General features: G+C 50.0%; 15 protein-coding genes. 7 read left to right on the plus strand and 8 right to left on the minus strand.

Annotated elements, in window-relative coordinates; all coding sequences use genetic code 11:
- Nucleotides 1-138: 138 nt before the first annotated feature.
- Entirely contained in the window at nucleotides 139-540 is a 402-nt protein-coding gene (stpA, locus tag D9734_RS13380; protein WP_064529914.1) for a DNA-binding protein StpA, read from the plus strand.
- Nucleotides 541-586: 46 nt separating this feature from the next.
- Here stpA and D9734_RS13385 read toward each other — a convergent pair whose 3' ends face one another.
- Both D9734_RS13385 and D9734_RS13390 read right to left on the minus strand, forming a co-directional pair.
- A complete protein-coding gene (locus D9734_RS13385) occupies nucleotides 587-1,111 on the minus strand; it encodes a rhodanese family protein (RefSeq protein ID WP_130208085.1) in 525 nt (174 codons plus the stop codon).
- A 9-nt stretch (nucleotides 1,112-1,120) separates the two neighbouring features.
- Nucleotides 1,121-1,420, minus strand: a complete 300-nt coding sequence (locus tag D9734_RS13390; RefSeq protein WP_130208087.1) for a metalloregulator ArsR/SmtB family transcription factor — start codon at nucleotides 1,418-1,420, stop codon at nucleotides 1,121-1,123.
- 182 nt (nucleotides 1,421-1,602) lie between these two features.
- Between D9734_RS13390 and D9734_RS13395 the strand changes: the two genes are divergently transcribed.
- Both D9734_RS13395 and kbp read left to right on the plus strand, forming a co-directional pair.
- Nucleotides 1,603-1,761, plus strand: a complete 159-nt coding sequence (locus D9734_RS13395; protein WP_000508177.1) for a YqaE/Pmp3 family membrane protein — start codon at nucleotides 1,603-1,605, stop codon at nucleotides 1,759-1,761.
- A gap of 82 nt (nucleotides 1,762-1,843) precedes the next feature.
- Nucleotides 1,844-2,290 carry a potassium binding protein Kbp gene (gene kbp / locus D9734_RS13400; RefSeq protein ID WP_064529911.1) on the plus strand — a complete coding sequence of 149 codons (447 nt, stop codon included), beginning with the start codon at nucleotides 1,844-1,846 and terminating at the stop codon, nucleotides 2,288-2,290.
- 6 nt (nucleotides 2,291-2,296) lie between these two features.
- On the opposite strand, the gene csiR is transcribed toward kbp, so the two are convergent.
- The 6 genes from csiR to glaH all read right to left on the minus strand — a co-directional run bounded on the left by csiR (nucleotide 2,297) and on the right by glaH (nucleotide 9,645).
- A complete protein-coding gene (gene csiR / locus D9734_RS13405; RefSeq protein WP_130208089.1) occupies nucleotides 2,297-2,956 on the minus strand; it encodes a DNA-binding transcriptional regulator CsiR in 660 nt (219 codons plus the stop codon).
- Between the two features lie 20 nt (nucleotides 2,957-2,976).
- Nucleotides 2,977-4,377 (minus strand): GABA permease, encoded by a 1,401-nt coding sequence (gene gabP / locus D9734_RS13410; protein WP_130208091.1) that lies wholly within the window; start codon nucleotides 4,375-4,377, stop codon nucleotides 2,977-2,979.
- Nucleotides 4,378-4,614: 237 nt separating this feature from the next.
- Nucleotides 4,615-5,895, minus strand: coding sequence for a 4-aminobutyrate--2-oxoglutarate transaminase (gene gabT, locus D9734_RS13415; protein ID WP_130208093.1), 1,281 nt, complete (start codon nucleotides 5,893-5,895; stop codon nucleotides 4,615-4,617).
- A 13-nt stretch (nucleotides 5,896-5,908) separates the two neighbouring features.
- A complete protein-coding gene (gene gabD / locus D9734_RS13420) occupies nucleotides 5,909-7,357 on the minus strand; it encodes an NADP-dependent succinate-semialdehyde dehydrogenase (RefSeq protein WP_088128690.1) in 1,449 nt (482 codons plus the stop codon).
- Nucleotides 7,358-7,379: 22 nt separating this feature from the next.
- Nucleotides 7,380-8,648 (minus strand): L-2-hydroxyglutarate oxidase, encoded by a 1,269-nt coding sequence (gene lhgO / locus D9734_RS13425; RefSeq protein WP_130208095.1) that lies wholly within the window; start codon nucleotides 8,646-8,648, stop codon nucleotides 7,380-7,382.
- 19 nt (nucleotides 8,649-8,667) lie between these two features.
- The gene (gene glaH, locus D9734_RS13430; protein ID WP_130208097.1) at nucleotides 8,668-9,645 is read right to left on the minus strand and encodes a glutarate dioxygenase GlaH; all 978 of its coding nucleotides are present in this window, start codon (nucleotides 9,643-9,645) and stop codon (nucleotides 8,668-8,670) included.
- Between the two features lie 628 nt (nucleotides 9,646-10,273).
- On the opposite strand from glaH, the gene D9734_RS13435 reads away from it, so the two are divergent.
- The 4 genes from D9734_RS13435 to D9734_RS13450 are packed head-to-tail and all read left to right on the plus strand — an operon-like array spanning nucleotide 10,274 to nucleotide 14,193.
- Complete coding sequence (locus D9734_RS13435; protein ID WP_130208099.1) at nucleotides 10,274-10,957, plus strand: ABC transporter ATP-binding protein; 684 nt, start codon at nucleotides 10,274-10,276, stop codon at nucleotides 10,955-10,957.
- Nucleotides 10,945-12,204, plus strand: a complete 1,260-nt coding sequence (locus D9734_RS13440) for an FtsX-like permease family protein (RefSeq protein WP_130208101.1) — start codon at nucleotides 10,945-10,947, stop codon at nucleotides 12,202-12,204. The genes D9734_RS13435 and D9734_RS13440 overlap by 13 nt, the downstream gene beginning before the upstream one ends.
- Complete coding sequence (locus D9734_RS13445; protein ID WP_130208103.1) at nucleotides 12,197-12,943, plus strand: outer membrane lipoprotein-sorting protein; 747 nt, start codon at nucleotides 12,197-12,199, stop codon at nucleotides 12,941-12,943. Before D9734_RS13440 ends, D9734_RS13445 begins: the two co-directional genes overlap by 8 nt.
- Complete coding sequence (locus tag D9734_RS13450; RefSeq protein WP_130208105.1) at nucleotides 12,940-14,193, plus strand: hypothetical protein; 1,254 nt, start codon at nucleotides 12,940-12,942, stop codon at nucleotides 14,191-14,193. Before D9734_RS13445 ends, D9734_RS13450 begins: the two co-directional genes overlap by 4 nt.
- Nucleotides 14,194-14,239 lie beyond the last annotated feature (46 nt).

The raw sequence follows: 14,239 nt of genomic DNA on the forward strand, positions 1-14,239 counted from the left end.
ATGTGTCAGCAAATAACGCACGAAATAATATCCCTTCGCGATTGTAAATATATTAAATTTTGTGGAAATATAATAAGTGATCGCTTACACTACGCGGCGAAATACTTTTTGTTTTGGCGTTAAAAGGTTTTCTTTATTATGTCTGTAATGTTACAAAGCTTAAATAACATCCGCACCCTTCGTGCAATGGCTCGCGAATTCTCCATTGACGTTCTTGAAGAAATGCTCGAAAAATTCAGGGTTGTCACTAAAGAAAGACGTGAAGAAGAAGAACAGCAGCAGCGTGAACTGGCAGAACGCCAGGAAAAAATTAGCACCTGGCTGGAGCTGATGAAAGCTGACGGTATTAACCCGGAAGAGTTATTAGCTAACGGCACAGCTGCACCGCGTGCAGGTAAAAAGCGTGAACCGCGTCCAGCAAAATATAAATTCACCGACTTCAATGGTGAAACCAAAACCTGGACCGGTCAGGGCCGTACGCCGAAGCCAATTGCTCAGGCGCTGGCAGAAGGTAAATCTCTCGACGATTTCCTGATCTAATCCCTGGCGCCGGATGCCGCCTCTATGGCGCATCCGGCGTTGCTTCTCAAGTTCGCTGATTCCACGGCATCTTATCTAATAGCCTTGCCATCCCGCAAAAACCACTGATTCCTGCAAACATTAATCCTGCGCCGACAAATCCACTTAATAAGAAGAAGTTGCTATTAATGGCATAACCCAGTACGACGCCGATTAATATTAAGCCGCCAGCGGCGATCTGTACCTGACGCATTAATGGCAACGGTTGAGATTTATTTTCTGCTACCGGCAATCCCGCTTTTTTCCAGCCATCGATCCCATCTTCCAGTAAAAAGACCTCTGCGGGGGCGGCAATCGCTGCTAATTTATCGGCGTTATTGCTGGTGCGTTTACCTGCCTGGCAGTGGAATATAATTTGTTCGCTACGCAATTTATCCGGAAGACCAGACTGTTCTATCACGGATAATGGTGCCAGACAGGCTGCTGGAATATGTTCACGAAGATATTCGTCGGCATCACGAATATCGATTAACTTTGCACCACGCGCGATTAATTCTTGCGCGTCATGCGGTGAAATTGTTATCAAAGCCATCGTCACTCCTTACGGACAATAGATATTTTTCAGGGTGGCGATAATGGCATTTACCGCCTCATTTTTAATGGAATAAAGAATGCGTTGGGCGTCCCGCTGGCTGTCAATAAGTCCCTCGTCACGCATGCGAGCCAGATGCTGTGACGTGGCGGAGGCGCTAAGTCCGGTAATGCGAGCCAGTTCTCCGGCGCTGGTCCCTGGTGACCCGCAAAGCATGCACAGAATCAACAACCGTTTGGGGTGACTCATTGCTTTCAGTAAGGCCGCAGCCTGTTCGGCGCTGGCCTGTAGTTGGGCGAGTTCAGTCATAGTTATTTAAGTATTTTCTAAATTAAGTGAATTCTAAACTAAAAATGCAACGTATACCAGCGTCAGCAGCGTAAATGAGGGTAAACGCGTAGGCTGAAACTGGCTGGTTCCGCTAAAATTATTACGCTTAAGAGATAAAATCTCTTTTTAAACAATGGTTAATTTTCTTATAGGGAGTAAATATGGGTTTCTGGAGAATTGTCATCACCATCATTTTGCCGCCGCTCGGCGTGCTGCTTGGCAAAGGATTTGGCTGGGCGTTCATCATTAATATCTTGTTGACGCTGCTTGGGTATATCCCTGGTTTAATTCACGCTTTCTGGGTGCAAACCCGCGATTAACTCTGTACTTACTCCGCGGCGTTAGTGCGCCGCGTTCCTCTGCTACACTTTCTGAGTGTTTCCGTTAACGAACGAGGTAACTATGGGTCTGTTCAATTTTGTGAAAGATGCCGGAGAAAAGCTCTGGGATACAGTTACTGGTCAGCATGATAAAGACGATCAGGCGAAGAAGGTGCAGGAGCATCTGAACAAAACCGGCATTCCAGATGCCGATAAAGTAAATATCCAAATTACCGATGGCAAAGCGACGGTGACTGGTGATGGTTTGAGCCAGGAAGCGAAGGAAAAAATCCTTGTTGCGGTGGGGAATATTTCTGGTATCGCCAGCGTCGACGATCAGGTAAAAACTGCGACACCAGCCACTGCCAGCCAGTTTTATACCGTCAAGTCTGGCGACACTCTTAGCGCCATTTCCAAACAGGTCTACGGCAACGCCAATCTGTACAATAAAATCTTCGAAGCGAATAAACCGATGCTGAAAAGCCCGGATAAAATTTATCCGGGACAAGTGTTGCGTATTCCAGAGTAATGGCGGTTAGTCCGCCATCGCCTGCTGGATAATGGGAATCGGCGTCAGCAAATGCTGGCGCATTAACTCACTGGCGCGCGCGGCATCCCGCGCCAGCACAGCTTCGGTTAAAATTTGATGTTGGTTGTGTTTATCCTCCAGCATTTCCACCGAAAGCACTGTTCGCCGCAGCCAGATAAATCGATAGCGCGCCGCCAGATCAAACAACCGTTCACGCATTTGCAGCAAATAGTGAGAACCACAGCCTGTCACAATTGCAGTATGAAACGCCTGATGACGCAGATCCCACTCATCAAGCATTTTCTCACTGGCGTCACGGGCCTCCAGCTTACTGAGCAGATGCGCCTTCGCAATAACGTCAGCCTCCCACTCATCGCCACCACGGGCAATCGCCAGACTCACCAGCATTGCTTCCATATTGGCGCGGGCATCGAAAATATCGAGCAACTCCTGCTCTGACATCGAGGCTACCCGATACCCTTTTTGATTCACCACCGTGACCAGTCGTTCTGCCACCAGTTGCGAAAGCGCTTCCCGCAACGGCCCGACGCCAAGTGCATAACGCGATGTCAGCAAACTCATCCGTAATTTTTCATCCGGCTGAAAATTGCCGCGAATAATATCGTTCTTCAGCCAGCGATAGCCATCCAGAGACGTAATGGTCATGGTGTGACTCCTGATCATTATCAGCGCGTATTATGAATGGGTGTTTTTTGCCACATTATCAGCTTTTTCCAGCGCGCCATAATTGGCACGGTACAGATAATCCCTATCGCTAATAAGCCGGTGGAGATCACTTCTAACTGTTGCGCCGGACGGAATAGCATCACCACCAACACAAAAGTAATAAAGCCAATCACCAGCCAGGTGAGCCACGGATAAAGCCACATCCGCAGGCGAATTTCTCCGCCTTCCGCCAGCAGAATTTTGCGCATTCGTAATTGCGAAACGGCGATGACTAAATAAACCAGCAGGGCGATAGCGCCGGAGCTGTCTATCAGGAATTTAAACACTTTCGCAGGCGCGTAATAGTTCACCACCACCGTTAAAAACGCCGCACCGGTGGAGAGTAATACTGCCACATAAGGGGTTTTGCTGCGGTTGATTTTACCCATTACTGCTGGCGCATCCCCACGACGGCTTAAGGAGTAGAGCATTCTTGACGCGGTATACAGCGCCGAGTTCAGACAGCTGGTTACGGAAAGTAATATCACGCAGTCCATGATTAATTTCGCATGGGGAATATTGAGCAATTCCAGTACCGAGCGATAAGAACCGACAGCTTTTAGTCCGGGCATATTCCACGGAATTAAGGCCACGACGACAAAAATAGAACACAAATAGAAAATAGAGATACGCCAGATAACCGAGTTGGTGGCGCGAACAATATGTTTATCCGGCGTGTCGGATTCTGCGGCGGCGATGGTGACAATTTCCGCGCCCATAAACGAGAACATGGTGATCAGCATCGCGCTTAATACCGCCCCGAAGCCGTTGGGCATAAAGCCGCCGCTATCCCATAATCTTGAAATACCGCTCACTTCTGCATATGGGTAAAAACCGCTAATCGCCACTGCGCCGAGGAAAATAAATGCCAGGATGGCAATCACTTTGCATATCGCCAACCAGAACTCAAATTCTCCGTAGTTTTTAACGCTTAATAAATTACTGCCGGTTAAGGCGAGGGTGATAACGAGGGAAAATAACCAGATGGGAATACCGGGAACCCACGAGTGCAGGATCATGGCGGCGATGTTGGCTTCCAGAGGTATAACCAGTACCCAAAACCACCAGTACAGCCAGCCGATGGTATAGCCCGCCCAGCGGCCAATAGCTTTATCGGCATAGGTGGAAAAGGAGCCGGTGTCGGGCGTGGCTACTGCCATTTCCGCCAGCATCCGCATAATCATAACCACCAGTAGCCCGGCGAACAGATAGGCCAGCAATACCGCCGGGCCCGCTTCGGCGATGGCGACGCTGGAACCGACAAACAGACTTGCGCCGATAACACCGGCAATAGACAACATGGTGACGTGGCGTGATTTCAGCCCGCCGCCTAACTCATGTGATTGCGATGATTGCCCCATCCTGAATCCTCTCGAAAGTGTGTCACTTGGGAGAGCGCCCCGACATTTCCCGCGTCGGGTCACGCGTTTAATTGTTATTGATTCTTTTTGCCGGAGAGCGGCTCCGCCTTATCCGGCCGACATAGATTTATTCCTGTTCACGTACAGATTGTCGGATGCGGCGTAAACGCCTTATCCGACCTGGATTCTCGTAGGCCGGACAAGACGCAAAGCGTCGCCTCCGGCATGGGTACGGACTTACTGTTTCGCCTCAGCAAAACACTGGCTGATGATATCCAGACCCTGCCGGATCTGAGCGTCTTCAATGGTGAGCGGTACCAGGATGCGCAGCACGTTGTAATACGGGCCGCAGGAGAGAAGAATCAGGCCTTTATCGCGCGCGCGCGCCACGATGTCGGCGGTGAGTTTGGCGTTCGGTTTGCTGTGATCGCCATCTTCAAACAGCTCGATGGCGATCATCGCCCCCAGCCCGCGTACGTCGCCGATCTCAGTGTGTTTTTCGGCGATCGCCAGCAATCCGTCTTTCAGCTTCTGCCCCAGGTCGTTGGCTTTTTGCAGCAGATTTTCCTGCTCGAACACCTTCAACACTTCCAGCGCCGCCACGCAGGCAATCGGGTTACCCGCATAGGTGCCGCCCAGCCCGCCCGGTGCGACAGCGTCCATCACTTCAGCGCGCCCGGTGACGCCTGCCAGCGGGAAGCCGCCTGCGATCGATTTCGCGAAGGTGGTGAGATCCGGCGCCACTCCCATTTGCTCCATCGCAAACAGCGTGCCGGTACGCCCCGCGCCGCTCTGCACTTCATCGGCAATCAGCATGATCCCGTGTTCGTCACACAGCGCGCGTAAACGTTGCATAAAGGCTGGCGTCGCGGCGTAGAAACCGCCTTCGCCCTGAACCGGCTCAATCACGATGGCGGCGATATCTTCCGGCGCCGCGTCATTTTTGAAGATCCGGTGGATACTGGCGATAGCGTCATCTTCACTGATGCCATGCAGCGGGCAAGGATAAAGCGCGCGATAAACGTGCCCTGGCATCAGGCCCATCCCCGCAGAGTAAGGATTCACCTTGCCGGTCAGCGCCAGCGTGTAGTGCGTGCGCCCGTGATACGCGCCGCTAAAGGCAATGGTGCCGCTACGTTTGGTGGCGGCGCGGGCGATTTTCACCGCGTTCTCCACCGCTTCCGAACCCGTGGTGACCAGCAGCGTTTTTTTGGCAAAATCGCCCGGCACCTTCTGATTCATAATCTCGCACAGCTCCAGATACGGCTCGTAGGCCAGTACCTGGAAGCAGGTGTGCGACAGTTTTTTCAACTGCGCTTCCACCGCGGCAACCACCTTCGGATGCAGGTGCCCGGTATTGAGCACCGCAATCCCGCCCGCGAAATCAAGATACTCACGGCCTTCAACGTCCCACACCCGGCAGTTTTCCGCGCGGTCAGCGAAAATCGGGTGAATTTGCCCAACGCCACGGGGAATCGCCTGACTGCGGCGCTGCATTAACTCTTTATTGCTGCTCATTCGCGTTCTCCAGTTAAAGACCGATGCACATATATTTGATTTCTAAGTAATCTTCGATGCCATACTTCGAACCTTCACGACCCAGACCCGAGGCTTTAATGCCGCCGAACGGGGCGACTTCATTGGAAATAATGCCGGTATTGATGCCGACGATGCCGTACTCCAGCGCCTCACCCACGCGGAAGACGCGGCTTAAATCACGGGCGTAGAAATAGGCGGCAAGGCCAAATTCGGTGTCATTGGCTTGCGCAATCACATCAGCTTCATCTTTAAAGCGAAACAGCGGGGCGAGGGGGCCAAACGTCTCTTCTTTCGACACTTTGGCGTTGGCCGGAACGTCCACCAGAATGGTCGGCTGGAAGAAGTTGCCGCCGCGTTCGTGTGCTTTACCGCCGCAAACCACGCGCGCGCCTTTCTCCAGCGCATCGGCGATATGCTCTTCCACTTTTGCTACCGCTTTTTCATCGATCAGCGGCCCGATGGTGACGCCTTTATCCAGCCCGTCGCCGATGTGCAGTTTGCTCACCGCCTGCTGCAATTTTTCGGCAAAGCGGTCATACACGCCGTCCTGCACGTATAAACGGTTGGCGCAAACGCAAGTTTGCCCGGCGTTGCGGAATTTCGAGGCCAGCGCGCCTTCCACGGCTTTGTCGAGATCGGCATCGTCAAAGACGATAAACGGCGCGTTGCCGCCCAGCTCCAGCGACACTTTTTTGATGTCTTTCGCGCACTGTTCCATTAACTGGCGGCCAATTTCGGTCGAGCCGGTAAACGACAGCTTGCGCACCAGCGGGTTGCTGGTCAGTTCGTTACCAACCGCGCCCGCCGAACCTGTGACCACGTTAAATACGCCAGCCGGAATGCCCGCGCGGATCGCCAGTTCTGCCAGCGCGAGCGCAGAGAACGGCGTCTGACTGGCGGGCTTCAGCACCATGGTGCAGCCTGCCGCCAGCGCCGGACCGGCTTTGCGGGTAATCATCGCCGCTGGGAAGTTCCACGGCGTGATGGCAGCGGTAACGCCAATTGGCTGCTTGATCACAATCAGGCGCTTATCGGCCTGATGACCGGGAATGGTGTCGCCATAAATGCGTTTGCCTTCTTCGGCAAACCACTCAATAAAGGAGGCGGCGTAGCTGATTTCGCCTTTCGCTTCAGCCAGCGGTTTGCCCTGTTCGAGGGTCATCAGGCGCGCTAAATCGTCCTGATGCTCCATCATCAAATTGAACCAGTTGCGCAGAATGGTGGCGCGTTCTTTGGCGGTGAGCGCACGCCAGGCGGGCAGGGCGCGGTTGGCGGCGTCGATAGCCGCGCGGGTTTCATCCGCGCCCATTTTGGGTACGCTACCCAGCTTGTCGCCGTTCGCCGGATTGGTGACGTCGATGACCTCGCCATTGTTGGCGTCCAGCCATTCCCCGTTAATCAACGCCTGCTGGCGGAATAAGTTACTGTCATTAAGTTTCATTGTTACGTCCTGTTTTCAAAGGTTATTGATTAAATGCGGCGTGTAAGGCATCCGCACTACGTGCCGCTCGCAGCGTGCGTCCGGGGTTACTCTGGCTTGCCAACAGCGTTTGTACCTTGCTGACAATATGCGCACCAATAGGAATTGCTGATGTCGCTGCCGGGGAGGGCGCATTGCAGGTGTGGATCGTGCGCGGGGTGGTGACAAACAGAAAATCGTCAATCAGCTTGCCGTCCGGCGATACTGCCTGCGCCCGCACACCGGCGGGCCAGGGCTGGAGATCGCTTAACGAAAGCCGGGGACAATACTTTTGCACCAGCCGCAGATAGCCGCTTTTGCACAGCGAGTTTTTCATCTCGCCCAGTCCTGAGCGTAGATGGTTTTGCAGCACCCGGCGAATCCCCGACGAGCCCAAAATTTCCAGCGTGTCGCTAAATGAGAAGTCGCGCTTGCGATAGCCTTCGCGTTTGAAAGCCAGCACCGCGTTTGGCCCGACGGTGACGCTGCCGTCGATCATGCGGGTGAGATGAACGCCCAAAAACGGCATTGCCGGATCGGGAATGGGGTAAATCAGGTGGTTAACAATGTGGTTATGCTCCGGCGCAAGGCGGAAATACTCGCCACGGAACGGGCAGATAATAAAGCCCGGTTCGAGGCCGAGCATTTTCACCAGCCGGTCAGCCATCAGCCCGGAACAGCTGATCACCGTTGACGCTTCATATTCGCCGCCCTGACGGGTATGTATCACCACGCCGTTTTTATGCTCATTAAGGCCGCTGACTTCGGCGTTATAGATAATCTCACCGCCTCTGGCCTGGAAGATTTTTGCCATCGCCGCCGTCACTTCGCGGTAGCTGACAATACCGCTGGACGGCACAAAAATGCCGCCGAGCCCGGTGATATTCGGTTCGCGCTCGCGCAGTTCGTCGGCGTTTAGCCATTCGCGCTCGATACCGTTCGCCGCTGTGCGTTCCCATAAGGCGCGCATCCGTTCCATTTCGAGATCGGACGTGGCAACCAGCATCTTGCCGCAGTTGTCGTAGCGAATGCCGTTTTGATCGCAAAAGGCTTTGGTGGCGCGGTTTCCCGCCAGGCAAAACTGCGCCTTCAGGCTGCCGGGCGTGTAATAGACCCCGGCATGGATCACGCCGCTGTTGTGGCCCGTCTGGTGACAGGCCGGGCCGGACTCTTTTTCCAGCAACGCAATGCGGGCGTCCGGATAGACATCAATCAGTTGCATGGCGGTCGACATGCCGATGATGCCGCCGCCAATAATCACAAAATCATACATCCGCTCAATTCCTTTGCGCTTACTGATGCGTCTGGTAGTGGTGAGTGGCGTAAGCGAAATAGCCGCGCTGGCGCATCAGTTCACGACGCAGATCCGGATGCGCGGTAAAGCGGTCGCGACCGTGCAGCCAGAACAGGTTGTTAATCAACAGGAATTTGCCAACGGGAACGGGCACAGAAAGAATGCCTTTGCTGGTTTCAATGGCGTCCGAAAGCTCGCTCAACCACACTCCTTCTTCGAAGTCTTTTGGCTGGACGAACTGGTCGATATAGCGCATCACTGGGCGACTCTGCTGATCGACGTCGAACACAGGATGGAATACATCTTTACTGACGTTTTTACTCGGCGGCGCGGCAAAGCGCATCGGGCGACGTGCCAGCGGATGGCGGAAATAATGGTCCAGATGTTCCCAGTCATCGAGATGCAGCAGCAGCGAGTTTCCGCCCTGCATGTTCTGCTCGTCGATTTTCATCATCAGCACGTAGTCGGTGATCTCTTCAACGTAGGTACCGTCGTTATGCAATTCCATCACACGGTGCGGCTGACGCAGGTAGCTGTCTGAGTTATCGACATTTTTCACTACAAAACGCGCGTAATACTGACCGCTCATGGCATCGAAATTGGAACGGCCAATCAGATGTGCCACCGCCGTTGCCAGTTTCACCATCTCATCTGCCTGCGCAACATCATCGACACCTAACGCGTTGATCAACAGCGCACCTTCAGCGCGGTTTAACAACGTTTTCAACAGCAACGGTTGCAGCTGATTCGCACACAGATCGTCGAGAATTTTGCCTACCCGAAAACGTAGAAACGATTTGTACTCCAGCGCCTGCACTGGCCATTCGGCAACCTGTTCGAGGAACTGTTTGGTCGTCTGCTTGGTGAAGGTAAGTTCCAGCAGACGCGGGGATTGCGCCGACGGGATGAGGGTGAATCCGCTATAGTCCTGGCCTGAATCGACAGCGTTATTTTGTACGGCGGTCAGTGCATTCATCAGAAGCGATCCTCTTATGAGATGTAGGGTGACATGGCGATGCTCATTTCGTAGCCATAATCTAAAAATATCTACATTTCTGAAAAATGCGCACAAAAGTTACATATTGTTTTCTTATTGTGATCGAAAGCAACAAATAATTAACATTCGATTGAATGGGTACAAGACACTTTTTAAGAGAAATAACTAGTTAAAACAATGCACTATTGTGGGCTGTAGGGGGTATAAGCATGATTTCAAACTCTGGAATAAACTTACCCTGCCATTTAATACAATGTGAACCAATTTGAGATAACCCATCGTAAGCAGGGTATTTTTAGTACTGCACTCTTTTTGCAGAGGGGTAACAAGAGTGTCTCCTTGCGTTTAGGCTCAACGAACACAAGGGGGATTTTCGTTGGGTCTATTAATGGCCTAAAAAGTTCGGATTTAAGTCAGGAACGTATTAATGCAATTCAGCACGGGACAATTTATTCAATAAAGCCTGTAGTTGTCTTTAACGCCTCAGCTCATCGCATTATATGACCATCCATCCCCAAATATAACAGTTTGTCGCATTACGAAGTATTTAGCGGCGATAGTTCTATATGCTTAAAGAAATTAATCTATCTGTTCGAGAGGAATAGATATGTTGTCATTCTTGAATATTGAAAAAGACTACATGTTGGGGACTCAGACTGTACAGGCATTAGGTGGCGTGAGTGGCGAAATCCGTCCCGGAGAGATGGTGGCATTGTGCGGTCCATCAGGTTCAGGTAAAAGCACTTTGCTAAACATTCTGGGCATGCTTGATATGAATTATCAGGGAAGTGCATTTATCAATGGCACACCTTTTCCCCGCAAAGTCAAAGAGGCGACTGAATTACGCCGAAGTAGTCTTGGTTTTGTCTTTCAGCGTTTCAATTTAATTCCGGTCATGACTGCTGTTGAAAATGTCACCTATCCATTAACACTGAATAAATTGAATCCGAGTCTAAAAAAAGAAAAAGCGGAACAAATGCTGGAGAAAGTCGGACTGGAAGATTTTCTTCAATATCGTCCGGATCATTTATCCGGAGGTCAACAACAGCGTGTCGCGATCGCAAGAGCGTTAGTACATCAGCCCCGTCTGGTTATTGCCGATGAGCCGACGGCCAGTCTGGATAGCCATTCAGCCAATATGATCATTCAGATAATGAGAACGCTCGGTCACGAAATGGGTACAACGTTCTTGATAGCCACGCATGATTCGCGGATGGCGAGCCAGTGCGATAGGCAAATCAATCTGGTTGATGGATTTATCTCCTCCGAGGAGATTCAATGGAACACCTGATGCCAATAAGTATTAAAAATGCATGGCTCAACCTGCAACGTAATAGCCGGAGATCGGCGTTATCAATCCTGATTATTGCTGTAGTTGTATTTGCATTATGTTGTACAGGCGGATTTGGTCTGTATACCTATCAATCGCTAATGAAGGAAACAGCGATGAGCATAGGTCATATAACCCTAAGCCAGCCGAACTATTTTGAGCAGGAAGAAGAGAAACCGTTGGAAAATGGTTTATCTGACTATTCTATGCTCGGTAAACAACTGAGTTCAATTCCGGGGGTTCATGCCATTCTACCGCGTATTGAATTTAATGGACTAATTAGCAATGGACGAAAATCAACAATTTATATGGGGACCGGGATCGATCCTCAGGAATTTGCCATTAAAGGTGAGTTTGTGGCTGTGAAGTCCGGGAAGGCGTTATATCCGCAGCGTGACAATCTGGCGGAAAAAGATGATCCTGAGGTGATGCTGGGAGCGAACCTCGCGAAAAACTTGAAAGTCACCGTTGGTGATGTTGTTACACTGCTATCAACCACCACGGATGGTGTGCTTAATGCCATGGATTTCAAAGTACAGAGTATTTTTTCTACCGGTGTTCCCGAGCTTGATAAACGACAGCTTTATATCAATATTGCCGCCGCGCAGGCGCTGCTCGCAACGCATAAAATCAGTACGTTATCCGTCTATTTATTTGAGACACGACAAACAGCGGCTGTACAAAAAGAAATCGATGAAAAACTCAAAGCTCTAAAACTGGATGAATCGATGATCACGACGTCATGGCAGAAATTAGCTGTCTTCTATGATGGTGTGAGAAATTTATACAACCGAATTTTTTCAATTATGGGGGGCGTCATGGCATTGGTTGTTTTTGCAGCGTTATTTAATTCCATGACTATGTCGGTAACGGAAAGAACCCGTGAAATAGGCACTTTGGCTGCTCTCGGAACGTATCCACAGGAAATTATCTGCGGCTTTTTACTTGAATCCGTGTTAATGGCAATGTGCGGCGCGATTGTTGGTGGAGGATTATCTGCGGGGATGGCAATGCTATTAACTGTTGTTGATATTAGAATGCCGCCTGCACCTGGTAGAACTGAAAGTTACCCGCTACATATTTATTTCTCTGCGGAGCTATTTATCTACGTGACGCTTACAGTAGCCATTATTTGTCTTGTCGTTGCATGGCTTGCCGCCCGTAAAGGTGTGAAGAAACCAATCATTGAGGCACTGAATTATGCGTGAAATATTTGTATTATTATTGGTTGGGGGTATTGCTTTCTCGGCGCAAGCAGAAACCGTGGGACAGATGTTACTAAAAGCAGATCAATACCGTTCCAGAGAGCCTTATGCAAAAGTTACCACTGTGGTTAAGCTATATCAAAATAACGAACTTGATACCACCCGAACGTATGATGTATATATCCGCCCAATGCGCGAGTCGCTTGTGTTATTTAAATCGAAAGCCGAAGATGGACAGAAATTACTGATGCTCGGGGATAATTATTGGCTGTTGATGCCGCAAAGTCATCGACCAATCAGAATCACGCCCATACAAAAACTTCTTGGTGATGCCTCGGTAGGGGATATTTCTACCCTTAACTGGAGCGAACACTATCAGGGAACATTGCAAGGGGCACAGGATATCGTAATACAAAATAAACACGTTATGTCAAACCATCTTGAGTTGACAGCAAAAGTGGCAAGTGAAACCTACGCCAAAATTCAATTATGGCTTGATGCGAAAAATGATTTTCCGCTAAAAGCAGATCTCTATTTGCTTTCACAAAAGATGGCAAAGCAGGCAATTTTTACTCCTGATAACCCACTTCACCCGCAAAAAATAGTTTCTATGACATTGCTTGATAGCATACAACCGGAAAAACAAACGGTAATTGATTACCAGAATGTCGTACCCTATCAGTTGGATGAAAAATACTTCAATCCAACCTATTTAATTCAACAACCAAGAGTGGATCTGTGACCGTTTCGGGTCGTCTGTGTCTACTATCCGTGCTGATTATTAGTGTGCGGGCTGAAGCGAAATTTGATGTTAACTGGACGTGGCAAAGCAGTTTTGAAAGCGAACAATATCGCCACACGAAATTAAACGAAACGTCCAGTGGGTCGATACAGTCTCTCAAGTCGTTAGTTACCGCAACCGTCAGGGGGGACAGCATAACCGGGATATTTGACCTGGAAGGTAATAATTTCTTAACCACTGACAGCCAAAGCTCTGTAGATAATAAATTGATAGTACAGGAGTTATTTTGGCAGCCGGAAACTGAACTGGCAGGTGTACCACTTGATTTGAGCATCGGTAAACAACGTCTGGACTGGGGCGTTGGGTATGGGTTCCGTCCCTTAGATATTTTTAAGTCTTATGGGCGAAATCCGGTTGGGATACAGGTTGATGAAGGCGTAGGTGCTGCAACGGTTTCCTATTTTGATGGCGTTGGCCAATGGGAACTGGTGGCGACTGATGAATCCTGGGCCTCAACTAATACGGGGCAGGTCAGTCTGGCGAAAAAACAACACGGCATCGGTCTTCGACGCTATGCCCTGGTGGAGAACACCGAATTACAGGGAATTGTGTACTTTGATCAGGTTCATCGGGGGACTGTCGGGGGGACTGCCGTTACTGTATTGACTCAGGCATTGGAGGTGCACAGTTCGTTTGCTTATGCACAGCGTTATCAAGCATATCAGCAAGGTGATATGAATGAACCGGTCCGGTGGGGATTTCACAACGATTCGTATCAATTTTTACTGGGTTTTAATTGGGCTAATACGGCGGGTTTGAATATTATCGGTGAATATTGGTATGACGGGCGTAGTTGGGATAAAAGCATGTGGAAGAAGGCAGTTAAACGCGAAGAAGAACTATCGCAACATAAGGCAACGATCGACTTGGCCAGAAGTTATTCATACGGGCTCGATAATACCAGCTTAGTTACGCAGAACGTTATGCTGCACTTTAAGATGAATATGTCTGCCTTACATCCCAAATATTTGTGGCTCGAGAAGTTAGAACCAAATCTGGATTTACTGGTTTCGCCAACCGATGGAGGTTTGGTTACAACACCAAGGCTTTCATACCTAGTGTATGAATCAGGAGAGTCTGATATGAAGGTTGAGCTGGTAAACCGGTTTTATACCGGTGCGGGAAATTCAGTATATAGCTATGTTCCCGATCGGGATTTGATTTTTATAAATTGTAAAGGAAATTTTTAGTCAATATGAGATAATCTCCTTAATGCAGTAGGGAAATAGGTTGGAA

Origin of the sequence: Escherichia sp. E14S1 (assembly GCF_004211995.1) — a bacterium.
In the GTDB taxonomy this organism is placed as follows: Bacteria; Pseudomonadota; Gammaproteobacteria; order Enterobacterales; family Enterobacteriaceae; genus Escherichia.